At 62.9% G+C, this 19,496-nt stretch carries 13 protein-coding genes; 9 read left to right on the top strand and 4 right to left on the bottom strand.

From position 1 onward, the window contains the following. Positions 1-111: 111 nt before the first annotated feature. Positions 112-1,470: a purine-cytosine permease family protein gene (locus AzCIB_RS11750; protein WP_083446984.1), complete on the top strand. Its 1,359-nt coding sequence runs from the start codon at positions 112-114 to the stop codon at positions 1,468-1,470. Between the two features lie 340 nt (positions 1,471-1,810). Then, on the top strand, positions 1,811-2,680 hold the full coding sequence (locus tag AzCIB_RS11745; protein WP_050416070.1) for a transporter: 870 nt from the start codon (positions 1,811-1,813) through the stop codon (positions 2,678-2,680). 183 nt (positions 2,681-2,863) lie between these two features. On the opposite strand, the gene AzCIB_RS11740 is transcribed toward AzCIB_RS11745, so the two are convergent. From AzCIB_RS11740 to AzCIB_RS11730, 3 genes are read right to left on the bottom strand one after another with little or no spacing between them, the layout of a single operon-like run. Beyond that, entirely contained in the window at positions 2,864-3,808 is a 945-nt protein-coding gene (locus AzCIB_RS11740) for an electron transfer flavoprotein subunit alpha/FixB family protein (RefSeq protein ID WP_050416069.1), read from the bottom strand. 2 nt (positions 3,809-3,810) lie between these two features. Next, positions 3,811-4,560, bottom strand: a complete 750-nt coding sequence (locus AzCIB_RS11735; protein WP_050416068.1) for an electron transfer flavoprotein subunit beta/FixA family protein — start codon at positions 4,558-4,560, stop codon at positions 3,811-3,813. A 27-nt stretch (positions 4,561-4,587) separates the two neighbouring features. After that, on the bottom strand, positions 4,588-5,811 hold the full coding sequence (locus tag AzCIB_RS11730) for a CaiB/BaiF CoA transferase family protein (protein ID WP_050416067.1): 1,224 nt from the start codon (positions 5,809-5,811) through the stop codon (positions 4,588-4,590). 639 nt (positions 5,812-6,450) lie between these two features. On the opposite strand from AzCIB_RS11730, the gene AzCIB_RS11720 reads away from it, so the two are divergent. The 6 genes from AzCIB_RS11720 (at position 6,451) to AzCIB_RS11695 (ending at position 16,243) form a co-directional block, all read left to right on the top strand. Beyond that, positions 6,451-7,659 carry a PAS domain-containing protein gene (locus tag AzCIB_RS11720; RefSeq protein WP_050416065.1) on the top strand — a complete coding sequence of 403 codons (1,209 nt, stop codon included), beginning with the start codon at positions 6,451-6,453 and terminating at the stop codon, positions 7,657-7,659. Then, a complete protein-coding gene (locus AzCIB_RS11715) occupies positions 7,656-9,104 on the top strand; it encodes a sigma-54 interaction domain-containing protein (RefSeq protein WP_050416064.1) in 1,449 nt (482 codons plus the stop codon). Before AzCIB_RS11720 ends, AzCIB_RS11715 begins: the two co-directional genes overlap by 4 nt. Before the next feature lie 278 nt (positions 9,105-9,382). Continuing rightward, on the top strand, positions 9,383-11,584 hold the full coding sequence (locus AzCIB_RS11710) for an oxidoreductase (protein ID WP_050416063.1): 2,202 nt from the start codon (positions 9,383-9,385) through the stop codon (positions 11,582-11,584). Positions 11,585-11,686: 102 nt separating this feature from the next. Then, entirely contained in the window at positions 11,687-14,827 is a 3,141-nt protein-coding gene (locus tag AzCIB_RS11705) for a heterodisulfide reductase-related iron-sulfur binding cluster (RefSeq protein WP_050416062.1), read from the top strand. Beyond that, positions 14,824-15,783, top strand: a complete 960-nt coding sequence (locus AzCIB_RS11700; RefSeq protein ID WP_050416061.1) for an electron transfer flavoprotein subunit alpha/FixB family protein — start codon at positions 14,824-14,826, stop codon at positions 15,781-15,783. Before AzCIB_RS11705 ends, AzCIB_RS11700 begins: the two co-directional genes overlap by 4 nt. A 49-nt stretch (positions 15,784-15,832) precedes the next feature. Next, the gene (locus tag AzCIB_RS11695) at positions 15,833-16,243 is read left to right on the top strand and encodes a universal stress protein (RefSeq protein ID WP_050416060.1); all 411 of its coding nucleotides are present in this window, start codon (positions 15,833-15,835) and stop codon (positions 16,241-16,243) included. A 9-nt stretch (positions 16,244-16,252) separates the two neighbouring features. On the opposite strand, the gene AzCIB_RS11690 is transcribed toward AzCIB_RS11695, so the two are convergent. After that, the gene (locus tag AzCIB_RS11690) at positions 16,253-17,647 is read right to left on the bottom strand and encodes an aminotransferase-like domain-containing protein (protein WP_050416059.1); all 1,395 of its coding nucleotides are present in this window, start codon (positions 17,645-17,647) and stop codon (positions 16,253-16,255) included. A gap of 383 nt (positions 17,648-18,030) precedes the next feature. Between AzCIB_RS11690 and AzCIB_RS11685 the strand changes: the two genes are divergently transcribed. Then, entirely contained in the window at positions 18,031-19,419 is a 1,389-nt protein-coding gene (locus AzCIB_RS11685; RefSeq protein WP_198149522.1) for a DUF1329 domain-containing protein, read from the top strand. Positions 19,420-19,496: the final 77 nt, after the last annotated feature.

Genomic DNA, 19,496 nt, shown 5'->3' with positions numbered 1-19,496 from the left:
CAACCGGTGGCGTGCCCGCGTTCATCACGCGATTCCCGGCACGTCCGGCGGGAAAGAACGACGGCCATCCAGATGCCGGCTGTCGTTCCAATCACACTAAAGGAGACAACTGTGACGACCAAGATCGAATTGAGTCCGAACGAGGACCACGAAGACTTTGCGGCGGTACCTGTTCCGTACAACGAGCGAATGGGCAAAGCCGGGTTGACGATGGCCTGGTGGGCCCTCTGCAGCGCGATGTTCTGGCTGATGGTGCCCGCGACGCTGGCCCTCACGCTGGGAACCAGGAACGTCCTAATCGGACTCGCGCTGTCGGCCGTGGTATTCGCGATCATCAACGCCGCGATCACGAGATTTTCCATTCGTACGGGCCTCTCGGTCGCGCAATTCTCCCAGCTCGTATTCGGCAAGGTCGGTGCGCGGCTGGCAACGCTGATCTTCTGCGCGACGGCAATCTACTACGCGGTGTTCGAGGGCTCGGTGATCGCGGTCGCCATCAATGCCTATTGGCCCGGCGTGGAGCTGAAGTGGGCGTACCTGATCGTCGTCTGCTACAGCGTGCCGCTGGTGTTCGGCAGCGTGCAGCACTTTATCGACAAGTTCAATGGAATCCTGTTGCCGTTCTACCTGATCGGGATCGTGCTGGCAGTCGGGATGACATTGGCGGAATACGGATACAGCGATGCCTGGCTGAAGCTCGGGCCTGCCTCCGGTGCGCCGGAGGACGGCTGGTGGCAGTGCTTCACCTACTTCATGGGCGTGTGGATCCTGATGATGTACACGTGGGACTTCTCACGTCTCGGACGTCGCGAGGACACGGAGTACCACGCGAAGGTCAACTTCGGCATCGTGTTCTATGTCTTCACGTTCATGCTCAACGCAGTCGTAGGCATCTTCATCGCCGGCACGATTCCCCTCGAAGGAGGCATCAGCGAAGTATCGGCCGTGCTCGGCTTGCTGAAGCTGATGGGGTTGGCCGGCCTCGCTTTCGTGTGGGTCAGCCAGACGCGCATCAACACGGCCAACTTCTATCTTTCGTCGGTCAATATGGAGGCCTTCTTTCAGTCGGCATTCGGCATCTATCTGCACCGAATGGTGTGGGCGGTCGTCGTGGGCGTGATCGTCTACTTCCTGATGCTGCAGAACGTGTTCCACTTCATCCTGCAGGCGCTGGCGTACCAGGGAACCTTTGTCGTCGCCTGGGTGGCGATCGCGCTGGTTCATATCTACTCGATGCGTGACTCCCGCGATACTCCGACGACCTTGGCCGATCAGCTCGGCCGGGCACCCCTGTCCGTGAACTTCGCCCTGGCAGCGTGGCTGGTTTCGTCGGGGGTCGGAATCCTCATGCTTCAAGCGTCGGCGCCGGTTGCGGCATGGTCCGCGCCAGCAACCGCAGCTGTCGGCGCTTTGCTGTACGCGCTCAATAGCCGTGCGAGAAGTGGATTGGCACACTCGGTAGCCAGCTGACAGGGCGAGCCGTTATCGCGCCACGGCGTGTGACGACCGGTCCTCATAACAGGTCGCGCACGCCTTCATGCGAGCTCGCAAGATCCCTCGTCAGTATGGCCACGACATTGGAGGGCGCATCGACGTATTCCATCGGCTTGCACCGTCGACCAATCGTCGTGCTCAGCGCCGGCCGGCTTCGCAACGCCGGCGGGCGCTGAGCGCGGTCTCTGCCTAGCGCCGTCCCCCCTTTCGAACATCGCATTCCACGCTCCACTCGCTCCGGCCAGTGGGACAGGACCCCTTTCTTTCCCAAAAAGGGCCGCAAAGGCCCGCATCACATCCGCTCAAGGAGGAGAACATGAAGAACACCAAGCATTCGAAGCACTCGGCGGTGAAGGTCGCGGCAGTCGCCGCTCTGACCATCAGCGCCGCTGGCGCGGCCCAGGCGCAGGTCGTCCTCGGCCACCATTACCGGCCTCACTACTGGGACCTGCCGACGCAGTTCGACCAACCTTTCAACTTCCCCGGCCAGACGCTGCTCTACAACTCGACGAGCAAGGCCTACGACGACAGCGGCAAGCGTGTCGATACCGGCGTCGACACCGACACGATCTTCGGCTTCACGATCCTGCCGCACTTCTTCAAGTTCGATCCGGCCTCGAGCTGGGCCTTCGCGTTCTCGCTCAACACCTACGAGTTGAGGATCAAGGACTCGAACGGCTTCGATCTCTCCGGCGTCGGTAGCGTGATCCCGGCCTTCACCGGCTGGACCAAACCGACCCCGGACAGCACGATCGGCTTCGATATCCTGATCGGCACGCCCTTCTCGATCAGCTCGAAGCTCGACAGCCACCTGTGGGACTACTACTTGCGCGGCTTCTATGACCTCAACGTCAACAACTGGAACATCGAGGCCGTCGTCGGCTATCACACCGCCGACCCGCAATGGAGCTCGATTTCGAAGCCGAAGGACGAGTACCACCTCAACGGGCGTCTCGGCTACGACTTCAAGAACGTCACGCAGTCGAACATGCGCGTGACGCCCTACCTGTCCACCGATTATCTGCGCAACGAGGACAACAGCTCCCACGTCTGGAACGTCGGGGCCGGCATCATGGTCACGCACAAGGACGCAACGACTTGGTCGTTCGGAATCTCGCGGACCGTCGATGGTCGCAATGTGCCTGAAACACGGGCATTGCTTGCGCAAGTCTGGATGCCGTTCTGAGATTCCCCGACTCGCTCGAATCTCCGCGGGCACCCGTCACCTGGCGTGGGGTGCCGCTATGGCAATTTCGCCAAAAAGGGTTCGGTTCGGAGAGCATTTCTCTCCGAACCGAAAAAATCCGACGATCCCTTGACTCGTATTGGAAGAATGGTTCGTCGGAGGGGAGAGGCGTTGGATGGTTGCTTACGAAACGGCGGCTACCAGTTGCGGAACGACCTCGAACAGGTCGCCCACCAGGCCGTAATCCGCCACCTGGGAGATCGGTGCTTCCGGATCCTTGTTGATCGCGACGATCACCTTGGAATCCTTCATGCCGGCCAGGTGCTGGATCGCGCCCGAGATGCCGACCGCGATGTAGAGCTGCGGCGCGACGATCTTGCCGGTCTGGCCGACCTGGTAGTCGTTGGGCACGTAGCCCGCGTCGACCGCGGCGCGCGAAGCACCCAGTGCCGCGCCGAGGGCGTCGGCGAGCGGCTCGAGCAGCTTGTGGTAGTTCTCGCTGTTACCGAGGCCGCGACCACCCGAAACGATGATCTTCGCCGCACCGAGTTCGGGACGTGCGCTCTTGGTCAGTTCGCGGCCCTTGACGGTCGTCAGACCCAGATCGGCACCGGCAGCGACGGCTTCCACGGCAGCGGAGCCACCCTGGCCGGCGGCTTCGAAGGCGGTCGTACGCACGGTCATCACCTTCACGGCGTCGGCCGACTTCACGGTGGCCAGCGCGTTGCCCGCGTAGATCGGGCGCACGAAGGTGTCGGCCGATTCCACGGCGACGATGTCGGAGATCTGCGCGACGTCGAGCAGCGCGGCGACGCGCGGGGCGACGTTCTTGCCGTTGGCGGTGCTGGGGGCGAGGATGTGGGTGTAGCCTGCAGCATTGGCGACAACCAGCGCGGCGACGTTCTCGGCGGTCTGCGAGTCGTAGTGGGCGGCATCGGCCACGCGCACCTTGGCGACGCCCGCGACCTTTGCCGCCTGCTCGGCCGCCGCGCCGCAGTTGGCGCCGGCGATCAGCACGTGGACCTCAGTTGCCAACTGAGTACCGAGCTTGGCCGCGGCCGAAACGGTGTTGAGGGTCGCGGCCTTCAGGCTCGCGTTGTCGTGTTCTGCAATAACCAGGATCGCCATGTTCAGATCACCTTCGCTTCGTTCTTGAGCTTGTCGACGAGTTGCGCGACGTCCGCAACGCGCACGCCGGCGCTGCGCTTGGGCGGCTCGGCCACTTTCAGCGTCGCCAGGCGCGGCGCGACATCGACACCGAGATCGGCCGGCTTGACGATGTCCAGCGGCTTCTTCTTCGCCTTCATGATGTTCGGCAGCGTCGCGTAACGCGGCTCATTGAGGCGCAGGTCGGTGGTGATGACCGCCGGCAGCTTGATCTCGAGGGTTTCGAGACCGCCGTCGATCTCGCGCGTCACGGTGGCAGCACCGTCGCCGAGCGCGACCTTCGACGCGAAGGTGGCCTGCGGCCAGCCCATCAGCGCGGCCAGCATCTGGCCGGTCTGGTTCGAGTCGTCGTCGATCGCCTGCTTGCCGCAGATCACGACCGTCGGCTGCTCCTTGTCGCACAGTGCCTTCAGCAGCTTCGCCACGGCGAGCGGCTGCAGCTCGGCGTCGGATTCGACGAGGACGCCGCGGTCGGCGCCGATCGCCATCGCCGCGCGGATCGTTTCCTGGCAGGCCGCGACACCGCAGCTCACCGCCACGACCTCGGTCGCGATGCCGGCTTCCTTCAGCCGCACGGCTTCCTCGACGGCGATTTCGTCGAAGGGGTTCATGGACATTTTTACGTTCGCGATATCAACGCCCGTGCCGTCCGCCTTCACTCGCACCTTGACGTTGTAATCGACTACGCGTTTGACGGGTACAAGAACTTTCAAGTCAGGTCTCCAAAAAATGCTCGTCTATCAGACCACGCCGTTTGACCGGAGCCGTTCGATCTCGGCGTCCTTTAAGCCCAGCGTTTTCGCAAGAACCTCGTCTGTATGCTCGCCCAGCATCGGCGGTGGCAGGCGGTAATCAGGCGGCGTCGCCGACAGCTTCATCGGGTTCGCGACGAGGGGCACCGTGCCGGCGACAGGGTGGGGAGTCGTCACTTTCAGGCCGCGGGCCTGCACCTGAGGATCGGCAAAGACGTCCGCGAGCGTATTGATCGGGCCACAGGGCACGGCGAGGGACTCCAGTGCGGCGATCCACTCGGCGGTCGTGCGCCGCACCGTGAGCTCCTTCAGTTGCGGGATCAGGGTGGCGCGGTTGCGCACCCGTTCGGCGTTGGTCGCAAAACGCGAATCTGCTGCCAGTTCCGCGCGGCCGGCTTCGGTGCAGAAGCGGGTGAACTGTCCGTCATTGCCGATGGCCAGGATCATATATCCGTCGGCCGTGGGGAAGTCCTGGTAAGGCACGATGTTCGGGTGCGCGTTGCCGAGCCGTCCCGGGGAGCGGCCGGTCGCCAGGTAGTTCGCCGCCTGGTTCGCGAGGCAGGCCACCTGCACGTCGAGCAGCGCGAGGTCGATGTACTGGCCTTCGCCGCTGCGCTCGCGCCACGCCAAGGCGGCGAGGATTGCGTTCGACGCGTACAGTCCGGTAAGGATGTCGGTCAGTGCCACGCCGGCCTTCATCGGGCCGCCGCCTTCCTCGCCGTCGGGGCGGCCGGTGATGCTCATCAGGCCGCCCAGCCCCTGGATCAGGAAGTCGTAACCCGCGCGGGGCGCGTAGGGGCCGTCCTGGCCGAAGCCCGTCACAGAGCAATATACGAGGCGGGGATTGACCGCTTTGAGCGCGTCGTAATCGAGTTCGTACTGCTTGAGTCCGCCGACCTTGAAGTTCTCGATCACGACGTCGCACTCGGCTGCGAGCTGTCTCACAAGCGCCTGGCCCTCAGGGCGCGTGATGTCGATCGTGATCGAGCGCTTGTTGCGGTTGGCGCACAGGTAGTACGCGGCGACGTCTGTCTCGGCGCCGTGCTCGTCCTTCAGCCACGGCGGCCCCCAGCCACGGGTGTCGTCGCCTGCTCCGGGGCGCTCGACCTTGATCACGTCGGCGCCGAGGTCGGCGAGGATCTGACTGCACCACGGGCCGGCGAGTATGCGCGACAGGTCCAGGACGCGGATGTGCGAAAGAGCGTTTGCCATGGAAGTCGCCCTCAGTTCTTGAAATGGGGCACGTCCACAGTCGTGCGGAAGGCGCGTTTCTTACTGGTACAGCCGAAGTGCCAGTGAAGAAGCGCCGTATCAGTAGCGCCGCATCTTGTCTCATTCAAATTCATCGTGATTCCTTTCCGAGGCTGGTGCGTCGGATCTTTGTTGTGAGTCGAATGCATGCTAGGAAACAAAAATAAGGGGTGCAAACGCAATATTCGAAGTGATATGTGCGTTTTTAGCACTTCGTGAAGTGGAAGGCGATCAAGCAGGTGGCGGCAGCCTGTACAACCGAGGGGCGAGTCCCGACTTTCTCCGCGACGGCCTTATCGTCGTGCCGACCTTCCGAAAGACTGGCGCAGTTGTTGCCGGTCCGTTCAGAGTGATGACGGCGAAGCGATAACGGGAGGCGGGAGGGGACCTCGATGGCTGCCTTGCAGATTTGCATCGCATGTGCAATTCTGCATCATCGTCGAAGTCGTTCCGAGTGTGCCGTAAATGGTAAAAGCCCCGGTTTATGGCGTCACTGATGCGCATTGATTGAATCGGTTTGGGCTTGGTAAGGGAATTGCTTGTCGCTTCGGACGTGGCGCGGAATGCGCGCCGTGCATCTGGCACGGAGGACCGAAGCTGATGAGTCTTGATGAAAGCCGTCTCGAAGCGAGAGGCGCGCCGTTCCTGGCATTTCGCGAGGATGGCTCGATTTTGATTGCGAACGATGCAGTGAGCAGGGCGCTGGGTTGCACGACTGCAGTCCTGAAGCAGATGGGCCTGCGAGATCTGGTCGATGCAGGCACGGCCGCGACGCTGGAGCACTTCATGAGCGACCGGACCGGGCGGAGGGGGCCGATGCGGTTCGCGCCCATTCCGGTTCGAAAGGCGAAGAGGCACAAGTCGTGCACGATGGTGCCGGAGCTTTCCGAACTGGACCCGACGGGGCGGATATTGATACTTGAGGGTATGAGCAAGCACGGAGAATGCGGCTTGGTCGGTGATCTCGAAAGCGAATTGGCGCTGCTGCGCCGTTTCGTGCGGGATTCTGCCGAGGCCATGTGGTGCATGGTCTTTGACGAACCCGTCGACCTCACCGTGAATGAAGCCGAAATCGTTCGCCAAGTGTTCGAGAACCCATGTCACTGGGGTATCTGCAATGAGGCAATGGCACGCATGTATAACTTGCCTCCAGGTCTCGATATGACCCAGATGCCGGTGTCAGCGTATTTTCGGCGCAGCACCGCGAACGAGGCCTTCGTCAGCATGCTGATCGAGGCGAATTTCAACATCGATGCAGTGCCAACAGTGGAATTACGCCATGACGGTTCCGTGATGTACGCCGAAACCAGCGTGCGCGCCGATGTCATGGAAGGGCGACTCCACCGGATGTGGGGCATCCAGCGTGATGTAACTGACGAGCGTGTGTCGAAGTCGCACCTGGAGTCGCAGGAGCGCAAGGTCAGCAAGGTGTTGGCTGCGTTGCCTGATGCAGTGCTGGTGATCGATCATCACCGTACGGTGCTTGCGGTCAATCCTGCACTGGAAGCCTTGCTTGATTGGCCGGCAGACATGATTCTGGGCCGGAACGCGGGAGAAGTGATCGATCTAGACCAGCCTTTGCCAAATGGACGCCGCTGGTACGGGCGCGACGTGCAGCGTTGGTGTGCCAAGGTCAAGCGGCGCAGCGGAGATGGTGTGGTCTGCGACATTCACCTCGCTCCGATCGCGGCCGACGATTCGAAGTACTTCGTGCTGTCGCTGCGCGAGGCGCTTGCGGGCGAGCCGATGCAGGCGCCGGCTGGAGTACAGAAACGGCCACGGAAGCGGCCGCCTAAGGTCGACGGATGAAATGGGCGAACAGCTCCGCCGGCCCGTTGGAGCAGGCGGGGGATATTGACGTCGAGCGCCTGCTGGCCGACGACCGGTGGCATCCGTTAGTCGATCTGCTGCCGGATGCGATTACCCTCGTAGACCGGATCGGCCTGGTGCAGCACATGAATGTGGCCGCCGAGAGCCTCAACGAGATCAGTCGTGGCGCGATGGTCGGCAGGCCGCTGCGCGACTTCGTGAAGGCATCGCGGATCGACTGCACCCGGCTCATCGAGGGATTCGATCGCGGGAAGAAGCTCCAGGAGGTGGTCGAGGATGCAGATGGCAGGGAATATCTGCTACAGACGCGGCCCGTGCATACCTGGGAGGGCGACCTGAACTGTTACGTCGTCATTCTGCGCAGCCTGGAACAGTTGGCTGAAGTGCTGAACGGCGAGGGGCGGCGAGCGGCGTCGTTTCTGACACAGACGGGGGGCGGCGGAGACCTGTCACGCGGCGCCGGGAGCGGTAGCGGCGACCTGGTCCTGGGAACGCACCTGACGTCCTTGCTCGAATGTGGCAAGCGTGCCATCGCACTTGGTAGTCGATTGCTCATCCTGGGAGAGTCGGGAGTGGGCAAGACGGAACTCGCACGCATGCTGCATCGTCAGTCCGGCTTGGAAGGTCGTCCCTTCGTGCATGTTAACTGCGGCAGCATCCCGGAAAGCCTCTTCGAATCCGAGATGTTCGGCTACGAACGCGGTGCCTTTACCGGCGCAACATCGAAGGGCAAGAAGGGTCTGATCGAGGTTGCCGACGGAGGTACGCTGTTCCTCGACGAGGTGGGCGAAATCCCGCTACAGTCACAGGCGAAGATCCTGCAGGTGCTGGAAGGAGGCGGGCTGCAGCGGGTGGGGGCGACGCAGTTGCGCAAGCTGCGCATTCAAGTGATCGCCGCCACCAATCGGGACCTTGCCGAGATGGTCAAGGACGGTACCTTCAGGCGTGATCTCTACTACCGTCTGTGCGTGGTGCCGCTGAAGTTGGCGCCGCTGCGCGAGCGCCGGGAGATCATCGGCCCGCTACTCGACAATTTTCTCGAGCGCATCAACCAGCGCCGCAGCCCGGCCTTGCGCATCGACCCCGAGTGCCGAAGGCACATTCTGGGGCACGACTATCCTGGCAACATCCGGGAGCTTCAAAATCTGGTCGAAAATCTTGCGGTGCTGTGCGACGTGGTCGCGCACAAGAAAGATTTGCCTTTTGGCGAAGGCAGCGTACAGCAGGAGACTGCCGCGACTGAACCGTCCATTACGCCTTCAGCCGCCCCGAGCAACGGGCTCGCCGGGGCTTCGCTGAAGAATGCGGTTCGGCAGTTCGAACAACGTGTGATCGAGGATGCCGTGCGGCGCACGGGCAGCAAGCGCAAGGCTGCCGAGGAACTGGGCGTCGACATCGCTACCATCGTACGAAAGAGCCGCTGAGCCGTATTCCAAAGAAGACTGGATAAGCTGTCAGGCCTCAACGGCATGGCATGCCGGCGTTCGTCCATGAGAACCGAATATTGATGCTGCAGATTTGCATCGCGTGTGGGTGAACGTGCAGCAATACCGGTCGCGCGAATTGGAGTTCGGCTGATCGCTGAATAAAAATTTCATATCAAACAAGGTGTTGAGAAAGCTGGCACGGTAGTTGTCTCTAGGTAAGCGGCAAGGCGGAAGAGGTTCCGCCCGACGTTCAAATACCGAGAGGAGATTTCCAGATGGCCCGCGATCCGAAATACGACATCCTTTTCGACCCGATTCGCATCGGACCGAAGGTGTCACGCAACCGCTTCTTCCAGACCTCGCATTGCGCGGGGCCCGGCTCCGAGCGTCCGGGGGCGCAGGCGCATCTGCGCGGCACCAAGGCGGAAGGCGGGTGGGGCGTCGTGTTCACCGAGTATTGTTCGATTCATCCGGAGGCGGATGAATATCCGTACACCTCGGCACGCATCTGGGATGACGGGGACGTGCGCAACCTCGGCTACATGTGCGATGTCGCGCACAGTCACGGCTCGCTGGCCGGCATCCAGCTGTGGTACAGCGGCGGCAACGCACCCTCACTGGAATCGCGCGAACCCGGGCGCTCGCCCAGCCAATGGGTGTCGCCGATGTTCGCGACGCGTTCGGTGTACGGCTACGAGATGGACGAGTCGGACATCAGGGCCGTGATCAACATGTACGTCGAGGCGGGCAAGCGGGCTGAACAGGCGGGCTTCGATCTGCTGGAGGTGTCGGCCGGCGATGACACGGTGCCGATCCAGTTCCTCGAGCCCCGCTTCAACAAGCGCACCGACAAGTACGGCGGCAGCTTCGAGAACCGCGCGCGCTTCTTCATCGAGTTGATGCATGCGCTGAAGAACGGCCTCGGCGCCCGCTGCGCGATTACGACGCGCTTCGAGATGGACACCCTGCACGGGCCCGAGGGTGTCGAGGCGCATGAGGACGGGGTGCGCTTGCTGGAACTGTTCCGCAAGGAAGGGGTGGTCGATCTCGTTTCGCTGAAGATCGGGGACTACGCCGAGTGGGGCGAGGACGCCGGCGCATCGCGCTTCCGCAAATCAGGCTGGATGACGCCGTTCATCAAGCAGGGCAAGTCGATCCTGGGTCCGGATATCCCGGTCGTCGGTAATGGGCGCTTCACCAGCCCGGACGACATGATCGGCATGATCAAGAGCGGTGTCGTGGACCTGATCGGCGCGGCGCGGCCGTCGATCGCCGACCCCTTCCTGCCGAAGAAGATCGAGGAAGGACGGCTGGAGGACATCCGGGAGTGCATTGGCTGCAACATCTGCGTGTCGAAGTTCAATCAGGTTGGCCAGATCATGTGCACGCAGAACCAGACGATGGGTGAGGAGTATCGTCGCGGCTGGCATCCCGAGAAATTCAGCAAGACCACGAAGCCGTGCTCCGTGCTGATTGTCGGTGGGGGGCCTGCAGGCATGGAATGCGCGCGCGTGCTCGGCGAGCGTGGATACGAGGTGCACCTGCGCGAGGCCGAGGCCGAGTTGGGCGGGCACTGGAAGCATGTGGCGAAGCTGCCGCGCCTGAACGAGTGGGGACGCGTGGTCACTTATCGCCAGATCCAGCTTTCGAAGATGAAGAACGTCGAGGTGCATCTGGGGGTCGGCAAGATGAGCGCCGACGATGTGCTCGAATACGGCGCGGACAAAGTTGTCATTGCGACCGGCTCGCACTGGTGGGGTAACGGCATCGGGCCAGGTTGCGGGCCGATTCCCGGGGCGGACGACAGCCTGCCGCACGTGCTGACGCCGTATCAGATCGTGCAGGGCAAGCCAGTGCCGGGCAAGCGCGTGCTGGTGCTCGACGGCGAGGGGCATTTCCTCGGGATCACGCTGGCCGAGATGATGGCGGATCAGGGCAAGGAAGTGACCTACGTCTGCGATGCGTCCGAGGTTGCCGAATACGGCGTGTTCACGCTCGAGGCGCCCAACAACAAGCGCATGCTGTTCGAGAAGGACATCAAGACTTGGCGCAACCACTGGGTGAGCAAGATCGAGCCGGGTAAGGTCACCCTGACCTACTTGTACAAGCACGGTCCCGATCTGCTCGGCCCCGAGTCCGGAGGGATCCCGCGCCGGGACAACGGCGGCGATTTCACCGTCGATGTCGATGCGGTGATCCTCGTGACGTCGCGCTATTCGGACAATGCGCTGTGGAACGAGCTCAAGGCACGTAAGGCCGAGTGGGCGGAAAACGAGATCCAGGACATCTATCGCATCGGCGATTGCAAGGCCCCGGCGCAGGTGAATCAGGCGATGTGGGACGGCCACCGTCTGGCGCGCGAGTTCGAAAGCGCGCATCCCGCCTATCCGCTGCCGTGGATCCGCGAGCGCCAGCTGTGGGGCAGCGAAACGGTGCCGAAGCTGGGCGACAAGCGCGTCAAGGTCGAGGTCGACTGAGTCCGCGAGGGCGGGTGCCACGAGGCATCCGCCCGTCTCCTGCCGGGTGTGCGGAGTTGCGCGCCCGGCTCCGTTTCACCATCGTCAGACGGCTTCGAGACCATGGAAACACGTGAGTTGTTCTGGGGGCTAGGTGCGTCCGGCAAGCTGATTTTCTACGTTATCGGCTTCGTCGCGATCGCCGCCTTCGTGCTGGGCATTGCCCGCTATATCGTCAAATACCGGCGTGGACGGTCGCTTCCGGCGCCGCTGGATCTCGTGGCGGGAGTGTGCCGCATGGTGGCGGACCTTGCCACGCACCGCGGCCTGCGACGTCGCGACCGCTATGCCGGATTCGCGCATACGGCGATCTTTTTCGGTTTTGCGCTGCTGTTCGTCGGCACTGCGACGATCACGCTTGAATACGACATCCTTGAGCCTCTATTCGGCGTCACCTTCTGGAAGGGCAATTTCTTCCTGTTGTTCGGATTGACGCTCGATCTCGCCGGCCTTGCGCTGGTCGCCGGTCTGCTCTTGATGATGGTGCGCCGCGTTGCCTTTGCGCTGCCCAAACTCGACTATCTGCGTGCGTATCGCGGCGAGACCGAATTGCGTCCGGCCGCCAAGCGCTGGAAGGTGGAGGATTGGGTGTTCCTGATCGCGCTGCTCGCGATTGCGCTATCAGGCTTCGTGCAGGAAGGCGTGCGCCACGCGATGGAGCGTCCCGCATGGGGAGCCTGGGAGCCGGTCGGGGCGGCGCTTGGCGGCCTGTTTGGTGCCACGCTGTCCCAGGGCGGCATCGCGGCGTTGCGGGCGGTCAACTGGTGGCTGCACGGTTTCGCCGCGTTGGCCTTCATCGTCGCGCTGCCGTGGTGGAAGGCGCGCCACATCCTGGCGGTGCTGGGTTCGCTCGCCGCGCGGGATCCGCTGGCGCTGCGCCGGCTGCCGCGTCAGGCCGAAGACGCTGTTGCGGTTGGCGTGGCGAGTGTCGCGGATCTGAGCTGGAAGGACATGCTCGACCTCGATGCCTGCACAAAATGCGGTCGTTGTCATGACGCCTGCCCGGCGCGCGCTTCAGGTTATCCCTTGAGTCCCCGCGATCTGATCCTCGATCTGCGCGTGCATAACGATGTGGCGCAGGGCAAGCCGCAGGCCGGTGTCGACCTGATCGGCTCGGTGACCGGAAGTGGAGTGATCGATCCGGAAACGCTGTGGTCCTGCCGAACCTGCGGCGCATGCCAGGAAATCTGTCCGGTGGGGGTCGAGCACCCGGTGAAGATCGTGCAGATGCGTCGCCAGCTGGTCGAGCGCGGCGAGCTCGACCCGCTGCTCAAGACCACGTTGGACACGATCGCCAACACCGGCAACAGCTTCGGCGAAAACGGGCGCAAACGGGCTGCGTGGACTCGGGAGTTGGATTTTCCGGTCAAGGACATTCGCAAGGAGACAGCAGAGCTGTTGTGGTTCGTCGGCGACTATGCGTCGTTCGATCCCCGCAACCAGCGGGTGAGCCGGACGTTCGCCCGTCTTCTGCGTGCCGCGAAGCAGGATTTCGCGTTGTTGCACGAAGGAGAACGGACGGCCGGCAACGACGTGCGGCGAGTCGGCGAAGAAGGCTTGTTTGAGTCGCTGGTCGAACACAACCTCGGACAGATGGGGGCGGCCCAGCCGTTCAGGCGGATCGTGACGACCGATCCGCACAGCTTCAACACGCTGAAGAACGAATACCCGGAGTTCGGCCCCACGGCGCCGGTGAGTCACTACACGGAGGTGCTGTGCGAGCTGCTCGAGGCGGGCCTGCTGAAGGTGAAGCATCCGCTCGGTCTGCGCGTCACCTTCCACGATCCCTGCCATCTGGGCCGGCTGAACAAGCGCTACGACGCGCCACGCCGGGTGCTGGAGTTGATCGGCTGCGAACTGGTGGAAATGCCTCGCAACCGTGACAACTCCTTCTGCTGCGGCGCCGGCGGCGGCCGTATCTGGATCCCCGACAAGCCCGGCACCCGCAAGCCGTCCGAGTCGCGCGTGCATGAGGCTGCGGGATTGGGCGGAATTGATGTGTTTGTTACCTGTTGTCCGAAGGATCTCACCATGTTTGAAGATGCACGCAAGACTGCAGGCCACGAAAAGGATTTCGTAGTCGAGGACATTGCCGAACTCGTTGCCCGCGCGATCGAACTCGAATCCCTCAAGCTCGCCGACCTGCCGGACTTCGCCGAGCGCCTGACCTTCGCCGTCGCCGATCGTGTGGCGCAGGTGGTCGGCGCGCGACTCGACGCGATCCTCGCGGCGCGCCCGGTGGCGATGCAGGCGGGGCCGGCCGTGGCGGTGCTGCCCGTGATTGCAGAGGCGGCGGTGCCCGCGATAACTGACGGGCCGGTCGTCGCTGCGCTCCCCGCCGCACCTGCGTCCGCGAGTTCTGGTCCTGCATGGCAAATTCGCCCGGTGTTGCCGGTGGACTTGCCTGGCTACGAGGTGCCTCCCTGCGAGGGACCGCGCATCCTCGTGACTGTGAAACATGTCGGAAAGCTGGGTGACGAGTTCCGCTTCACTTCCGACGGACGCAGCATCGACAGCGAATTTTTCGAATACCAGCTGAACGAATTCGATGACGTGGCGTTGGAAGAGGCGCTGCAACTGGTCGAAAAAGCCGGCCGTGGCGAAGTCGTGGTGGTCACGGTGGGGCCGGCGGAAGCCGAAGAGACGCTGCGCAAGGCGCTGGCGAAAGGCGCGCATCGTGGTGTGCGCGTGTGGGACGACTCGCTGGTCGGTGCGGATCCGATTGCCGTGGCACGGCTGCTTGCAGGCGTCGCCCTGAAGGAGCAGCCCACCCTCGTCATCGGCGGCGTGCAATCGAGCGATATGGCCAATGGCGCCACCGGCGTCGCTCTCGCCCGTCTGCTTGGCTGGCCGCGTGCAGCGGTGGTGGTGGCGACCGAATGGGACGGTGGCGAGCGCATGACCGTCACGCGCGAGTTGGAGGGCGGTCTGCGCCATCGCTTCAGTCTGGCGCTACCCGCTCTGTTGACCATGCAGACCGGGGCCAACACGCCGCGTTACGCGACGATGCGGATGCAGAAGCAGGCGAAATCGAAGCCGGTCGCCGAGGTGGCGGCTGGCACGGATGCCACGTGGGCGGCGGCTTGGGTGGAGCGTCTGGCCGAGCCGCCGGAGACGCGTGCAACGATGTTGAACGGAACGCCGGACGAGGTGGCTGCCCAGGTGCTGCAGATCGTCCGCGACAAGATGGGAGCGAACGCATGAGCGGGATTCTGGTGGTAGCGGAACACAGGCGCGGCATGCTCGCCGATATCAGCCGAGAGGCTGTTGCGGCAGCATTGGAGGCGCGCGCAGCGATCGGTGGGCCAGTGCGAGTGGTAGTGATCGCCGACGATCCCGCACGCCATGCCGACGGCTTGAACCAGCCGGGGGTGGACGACATCATCACCGTGACAGCCGGGGGCGGCGAGTTCGATGCGATGTTGTACGAGGAGGTCGTCATGGAGGTCGCTGCCGAGATACAGCCGACTCTAATCGTGCTGGGACACTCGGCCGACGGCATGGCGCTGGCGCCGGCGCTTGCCGTGGGGCTGGGTAGCGGATTTGCGTCCGACGTGTTCGGCTTCGGTGTGGATGAGCAGGGGATCTACGCAGTGCGCAGCGGCTTCAACAACAAGGTGAACGTCAGCCTGCGATTTCCGGACAAGCCGGTAGTAGTGCTCACCTTGCGCGGCCAGACCTGGAAGCCGTCGTCCGATATCGGTTCTGCCACGGTAAAGCCGTTCGCCGCCGCAGTTCCAACGCCCGGATACAGCCACCTCGAATACATCGAGCCGCCCGCTTCCGGCGTCGACATCGGTAAGGCCGACTTCATCTTTTCGATCGGGCGCGGCATTCAGGACGAGAACAACGTGCCGCGTTTCGCGGGTCTGGCCGACCTCATTGGTGCAACGCTGGGATGCTCGCGTCCGGTGGCGGACTCCGGGTGGTTGCCCAAGGCCCATCAGGTCGGTCTCACCGGCAAGGTCGCCGGCAACTGCAAGCTTTATATCGCGTGCGGTATTTCAGGCGCGGTGCAACATCTGCACGGGATGAAGCACGTCGAGACGATCATTGCGGTCAATACCGACCCGCACGCTCCGATCTTCAAAGTCGCAAGCCTTGGGGTGGTGATGGATTCGCTTGCCTTTGCGGACGCACTCGAGCGCCGGCTTCAATGAGGCCGAGCCTGACGCCATCCTCCAACGACAACCATGGAATGAAGGAAGAATGACCAGAATCGTGATTGCCTTCGACGGCTCGGATCAAGCGTGCAAGACATTTGAGGCGCTGGACTGGTTCGATCGGAACGGCCTCTCTGTAATGCTCGTGTCCGTGGTGGACGGCCCCGCACTGGATGCTAATGGCGACGCCGTGGATGCCGACCCCGAGCAGTTTGCGCGTGCACGGGCAATGACCTGCGAGGTTGCGGCCAGCATGGCCGCGCGCGGGATCGACATACAGGCACGCATCGAGGTCGGTCAACCGGCTGAAGCGGTGATTGCGGTCGCGCGCGAAGTGAAGGCTGACCTCATCATGACCGGCTGTCGCGGCCTCGGACTGGCCCAGCGCCTCGTATTCGGCTCCGTTAGCAGTGCGATCCTGGGCGATGCGCCGTGTCCCGTGCTGGTGGTGAGGTAGGCGGACTGCTCATACAGTCGCTAGGAAATCGTACAAGCGTGGGTCGTCGCAGAAGGCTGCGTTGAATCGCAGCCACGGCGACGGGCCCGGCTCGTGCGTAAAGAGATGACCCGGCGCGAGCATGATGCCGTTCTCGGCAGCGCGCGCGCTGAGCACTCCGGCATCTTGGATCCGGGGATGGCGAGCCCAAACGAACATTCCTGCACTGGGCGTCAACAGCGGCTCGAGGCCCACTTCGGCGAGTTTGTGGCAGGTGTGCGCCAGCGCCTCGCCGAGGCGTTCGCGCAGGCCCTTCAGATGTTTGCGGTAGCGTCCTTCGGTGAGGATTTCCAGCGTTAAGCGTTCGGTCAGTTCCGATGACGACAGTCCGGACGCCATCTTGATTGCAGTGAGTTCCTCCACTAGTCCGACGTCGCCGGCGACGAAGCCGACGCGCAGCGCGGGCGAGATGCTCTTCGAGAAACTGCCGACGTAGATGACGCGGTGCAGCTGATCGAGGCTGGCAAGGCTGCGCCGCTGCAACACGTCGAGCTCGCTGGAAACGTCGTCCTCGACGATGATCAGGTCGTGGCGGTCGGCAAGCTGCAACACGCGGTGTGCGACCTGTAGCGAAAAGGACGCACCGGTTGGATTCTGCAAGCGTGGATTGGTGAAGAAAGTACGTGGCTTGTGCGTCAGCATCAGTGCTTCGAGGCGCTCCACGTCGGGGCCCTGAGGTCCCCAGGGCACGCCCATGATGCGCGCGCCGCAATCCCGCAGATGCGAGCTGAGAACGCTGTAGCCGGGGTCGTCGACCAGCACGATGTCGCCGGGCCGGACCAGGCAACGCGCCACCAGTGCCAGCGCGTGATTGGCGCCACTGGTGAGCAGGATGGATTCCGGGGCAGCGCAGATTTCGTGTTCGCCCAGCCAGTCGCTGATGCTCCAGCGCAGCGCCTCCAGGCCTTTCGGCAAGCCGTAGCTGGCGAGGTGCTTGCTGGGTTTGGATGCAATCTGGCGAAGGTTGCGGCGGAGCGCTTCTCCGTCCAGCCAGTCTTCCGGCAGCCATCCGCAGCCGGCCTTGATGCCGGTCGATTCACCTTCCCAGATCCGTTTAACCAGCCAGCGCCCGTCAAATCGGACGTTGCGCAAGGTCTCGTCGCGCGGCGTCCCGGCTTTGGTGCCGCGCAGGCTGCTGCGTACGAAGAATCCGCTGTTCTGTCGCGCCACCAATAGTCCTTCCGCGACCAGGCGGTCATAGGCTTCGACCACTGTGGAAGGGCTGACCTGGTGTTGGCGTGCGAACTGGCGAATCGAAGGCGCCTTCATGCCCTCGGCGAGTTTGCGGTCGGCGATCAGACGGCGAAAACCGCTGGTGATTTGGGTGACCAGCGGTACGGCCGAATCATGTTGGAGCTGCAGCATGGTGTCGTGAAATCCATCGGTACTCGATGCTAATACGCAATTCCCGTGCCGGTCCATCAGAACCGTGGATCTTTCCGTAGTGCGGCGTCTTCCCCGTTGTTGCTAGCGCGTCCGCCCGCCTGGGACGTGGATCGACGTTTGCTGCACTGCACGATGCTGCGCCGATGCAGCGGCTTTCCGCATACACCGCTGCAAACGTGCAGCAAAGGCGCGCAAGGCGGCTCGCTGATAAGAAAGAATTATAAGCAAATCAGTGTCTTATCTGTCGTGGCATCGGACTTGCTGAAGGGAAAGCACGATAACAACGACCCCGAATAGAGGGCGAGCCGCAAGCGGACCGACAGGGGTTCCTCAAGGCAAACACATTCAAAGGAGGTTTCAAGGTGAGGAAATTGACTCTAACGCTATCCACGGCACTCGCAGTCACGGCGAGTTCGCTGGCTTGGGCGGGCGCAACGGAATCCGAAGCCGCAAGGCTGGGCGGCGAGCTGACGCCTGTCGGCGCCGCGAAGGAGGCCAGCAAGGACGGTTCGATTCCGGCCTGGTCGGGGGCCACGGCGAAGCCTCAGGGGGAGTGGAAGTTCGGCAAGAATCGTGGCGACGTCTGGAACCACAAGGACGAGAAATCGACGCTGACGATCAACGCCACCAACGCGGACAAACACTCCGACAAGTTGAGCCCTGGACAGCTGGCGATGCTCAAGCAGCTTAAGGGCTACGAGATGCACGTCTTCCCGTCGCACCGAGAATGTTCCTACCCGGATTTCGTGCTCAGCAATACGAAGAGCGGGGCAACCCGCTCAAAGATCGCCGCCGACGGGTGGTCGCTGGAAGATGCGGCGCTGCCGGGCGTGCCTTTCCCTGTGCCCAAGAGCGGCGTCGAGGTGGTCTGGAACTACCTGATGAGGTATCAGGGCGTCGGAATCGTGTGGGACAACGCGCTCGCGACGGTGTCGCCGCGGCCGGGGACCACCGAAGGGGTTTCGACGCGCTACAACCAGGCGACCTATTTCCCGTGGGCCAAGAAGGGTACGACGTCGCCGAAGGACGTGAACTATGTCCAGCAGGGGTTCTACTACGCGTTCCAGGAGCCGGTCGCGCTCGCCGGCCAGTCGCTGGTGCAGAGCTATTTCATGAACAAGGACGCGGAGTCCTTCTATTACTTCACCGGTCAGCGGCGTGTGCGTCGCCTGCCCAACTATGCCTATGACACACCGATCATCGGTTTCGAGAACCAATTCCCGAACGACTCGATCTTCCTGTTCTACGGCAACCCCGACCGTTTCGACTGGAAGCTGATCGGCAAGAAGGAGATGTACGTCCAGTACAACAACTTCAAGAGTATCGACGCGGGCGTGAAACAGCAGGGGCTGGAGCAGCCGTACATCGACAACGATGCACGGCGCTACGAGCTGCACCGCGTATGGGTCGTTGAAGCCACCGTGAAACAGGGCGTGCGGCACAGCTCTCCGAAGAAGGTGTTCTATTTCGACGAGGACACCTGGCTGATGGTGGCTGGCGAGGACTACGACAGCAAGAACCAGTTGTGGCGGCACAAGGAGTCCAGCGTATATCCGGTGTGGGAGCTGGGCGCCTGCAGCAATACGGCGATGTACTTCCTGCACGACTTCGCCAGCGGTCGTTACGTGACCGATTCGAACGTCACCAACGGCGGGAAGGATCTGCGCTTCTACGCCGATCCGGGCGATCTGCCCTACTTCAAGGACAGCTTCTATACCGCGGAAAACCTCCGCGCGGTCAGCGATCGCTGAACGGGCGGGATTGCATCCGGCGCGGAATGTACCGCGCCGGATGGATGACGCACGCAAAGGTGTCGGACGGGTTTGAC

The organism is Azoarcus sp. CIB (assembly GCF_001190925.1).
In the GTDB taxonomy this organism is placed as follows: domain Bacteria; phylum Pseudomonadota; class Gammaproteobacteria; order Burkholderiales; family Rhodocyclaceae; genus Aromatoleum.
This window is presented reverse-complemented; position numbering and strand designations above follow the sequence as displayed.

Bases quoted from the DNA above. Each gene is read 5' to 3' on its own strand.
- AzCIB_RS11720 (WP_050416065.1), top strand. From the start codon at position 6,451: ATGAGTCTTGATGAAAGCCGTCTCGAAGCGAGAGGCGCGCCGTTCCTG.
- AzCIB_RS11705 (WP_050416062.1), top strand. From the start codon at position 11,687: ATGGAAACACGTGAGTTGTTCTGGGGGCTAGGTGCGTCCGGCAAGCTG.
- AzCIB_RS11715 (WP_050416064.1), top strand. From the start codon at position 7,656: ATGAAATGGGCGAACAGCTCCGCCGGCCCGTTGGAGCAGGCGGGGGAT.
- AzCIB_RS11695 (WP_050416060.1), top strand. From the start codon at position 15,833: ATGACCAGAATCGTGATTGCCTTCGACGGCTCGGATCAAGCGTGCAAG.
- AzCIB_RS11710 (WP_050416063.1), top strand. From the start codon at position 9,383: ATGGCCCGCGATCCGAAATACGACATCCTTTTCGACCCGATTCGCATC.
- AzCIB_RS11740 (WP_050416069.1), bottom strand. From the start codon at position 3,808: ATGGCGATCCTGGTTATTGCAGAACACGACAACGCGAGCCTGAAGGCC.
- AzCIB_RS11745 (WP_050416070.1), top strand. From the start codon at position 1,811: ATGAAGAACACCAAGCATTCGAAGCACTCGGCGGTGAAGGTCGCGGCA.
- AzCIB_RS11690 (WP_050416059.1), bottom strand. From the start codon at position 17,647: ATGCTGCAGCTCCAACATGATTCGGCCGTACCGCTGGTCACCCAAATC.
- AzCIB_RS11730 (WP_050416067.1), bottom strand. From the start codon at position 5,811: ATGGCAAACGCTCTTTCGCACATCCGCGTCCTGGACCTGTCGCGCATA.
- AzCIB_RS11700 (WP_050416061.1), top strand. From the start codon at position 14,824: ATGAGCGGGATTCTGGTGGTAGCGGAACACAGGCGCGGCATGCTCGCC.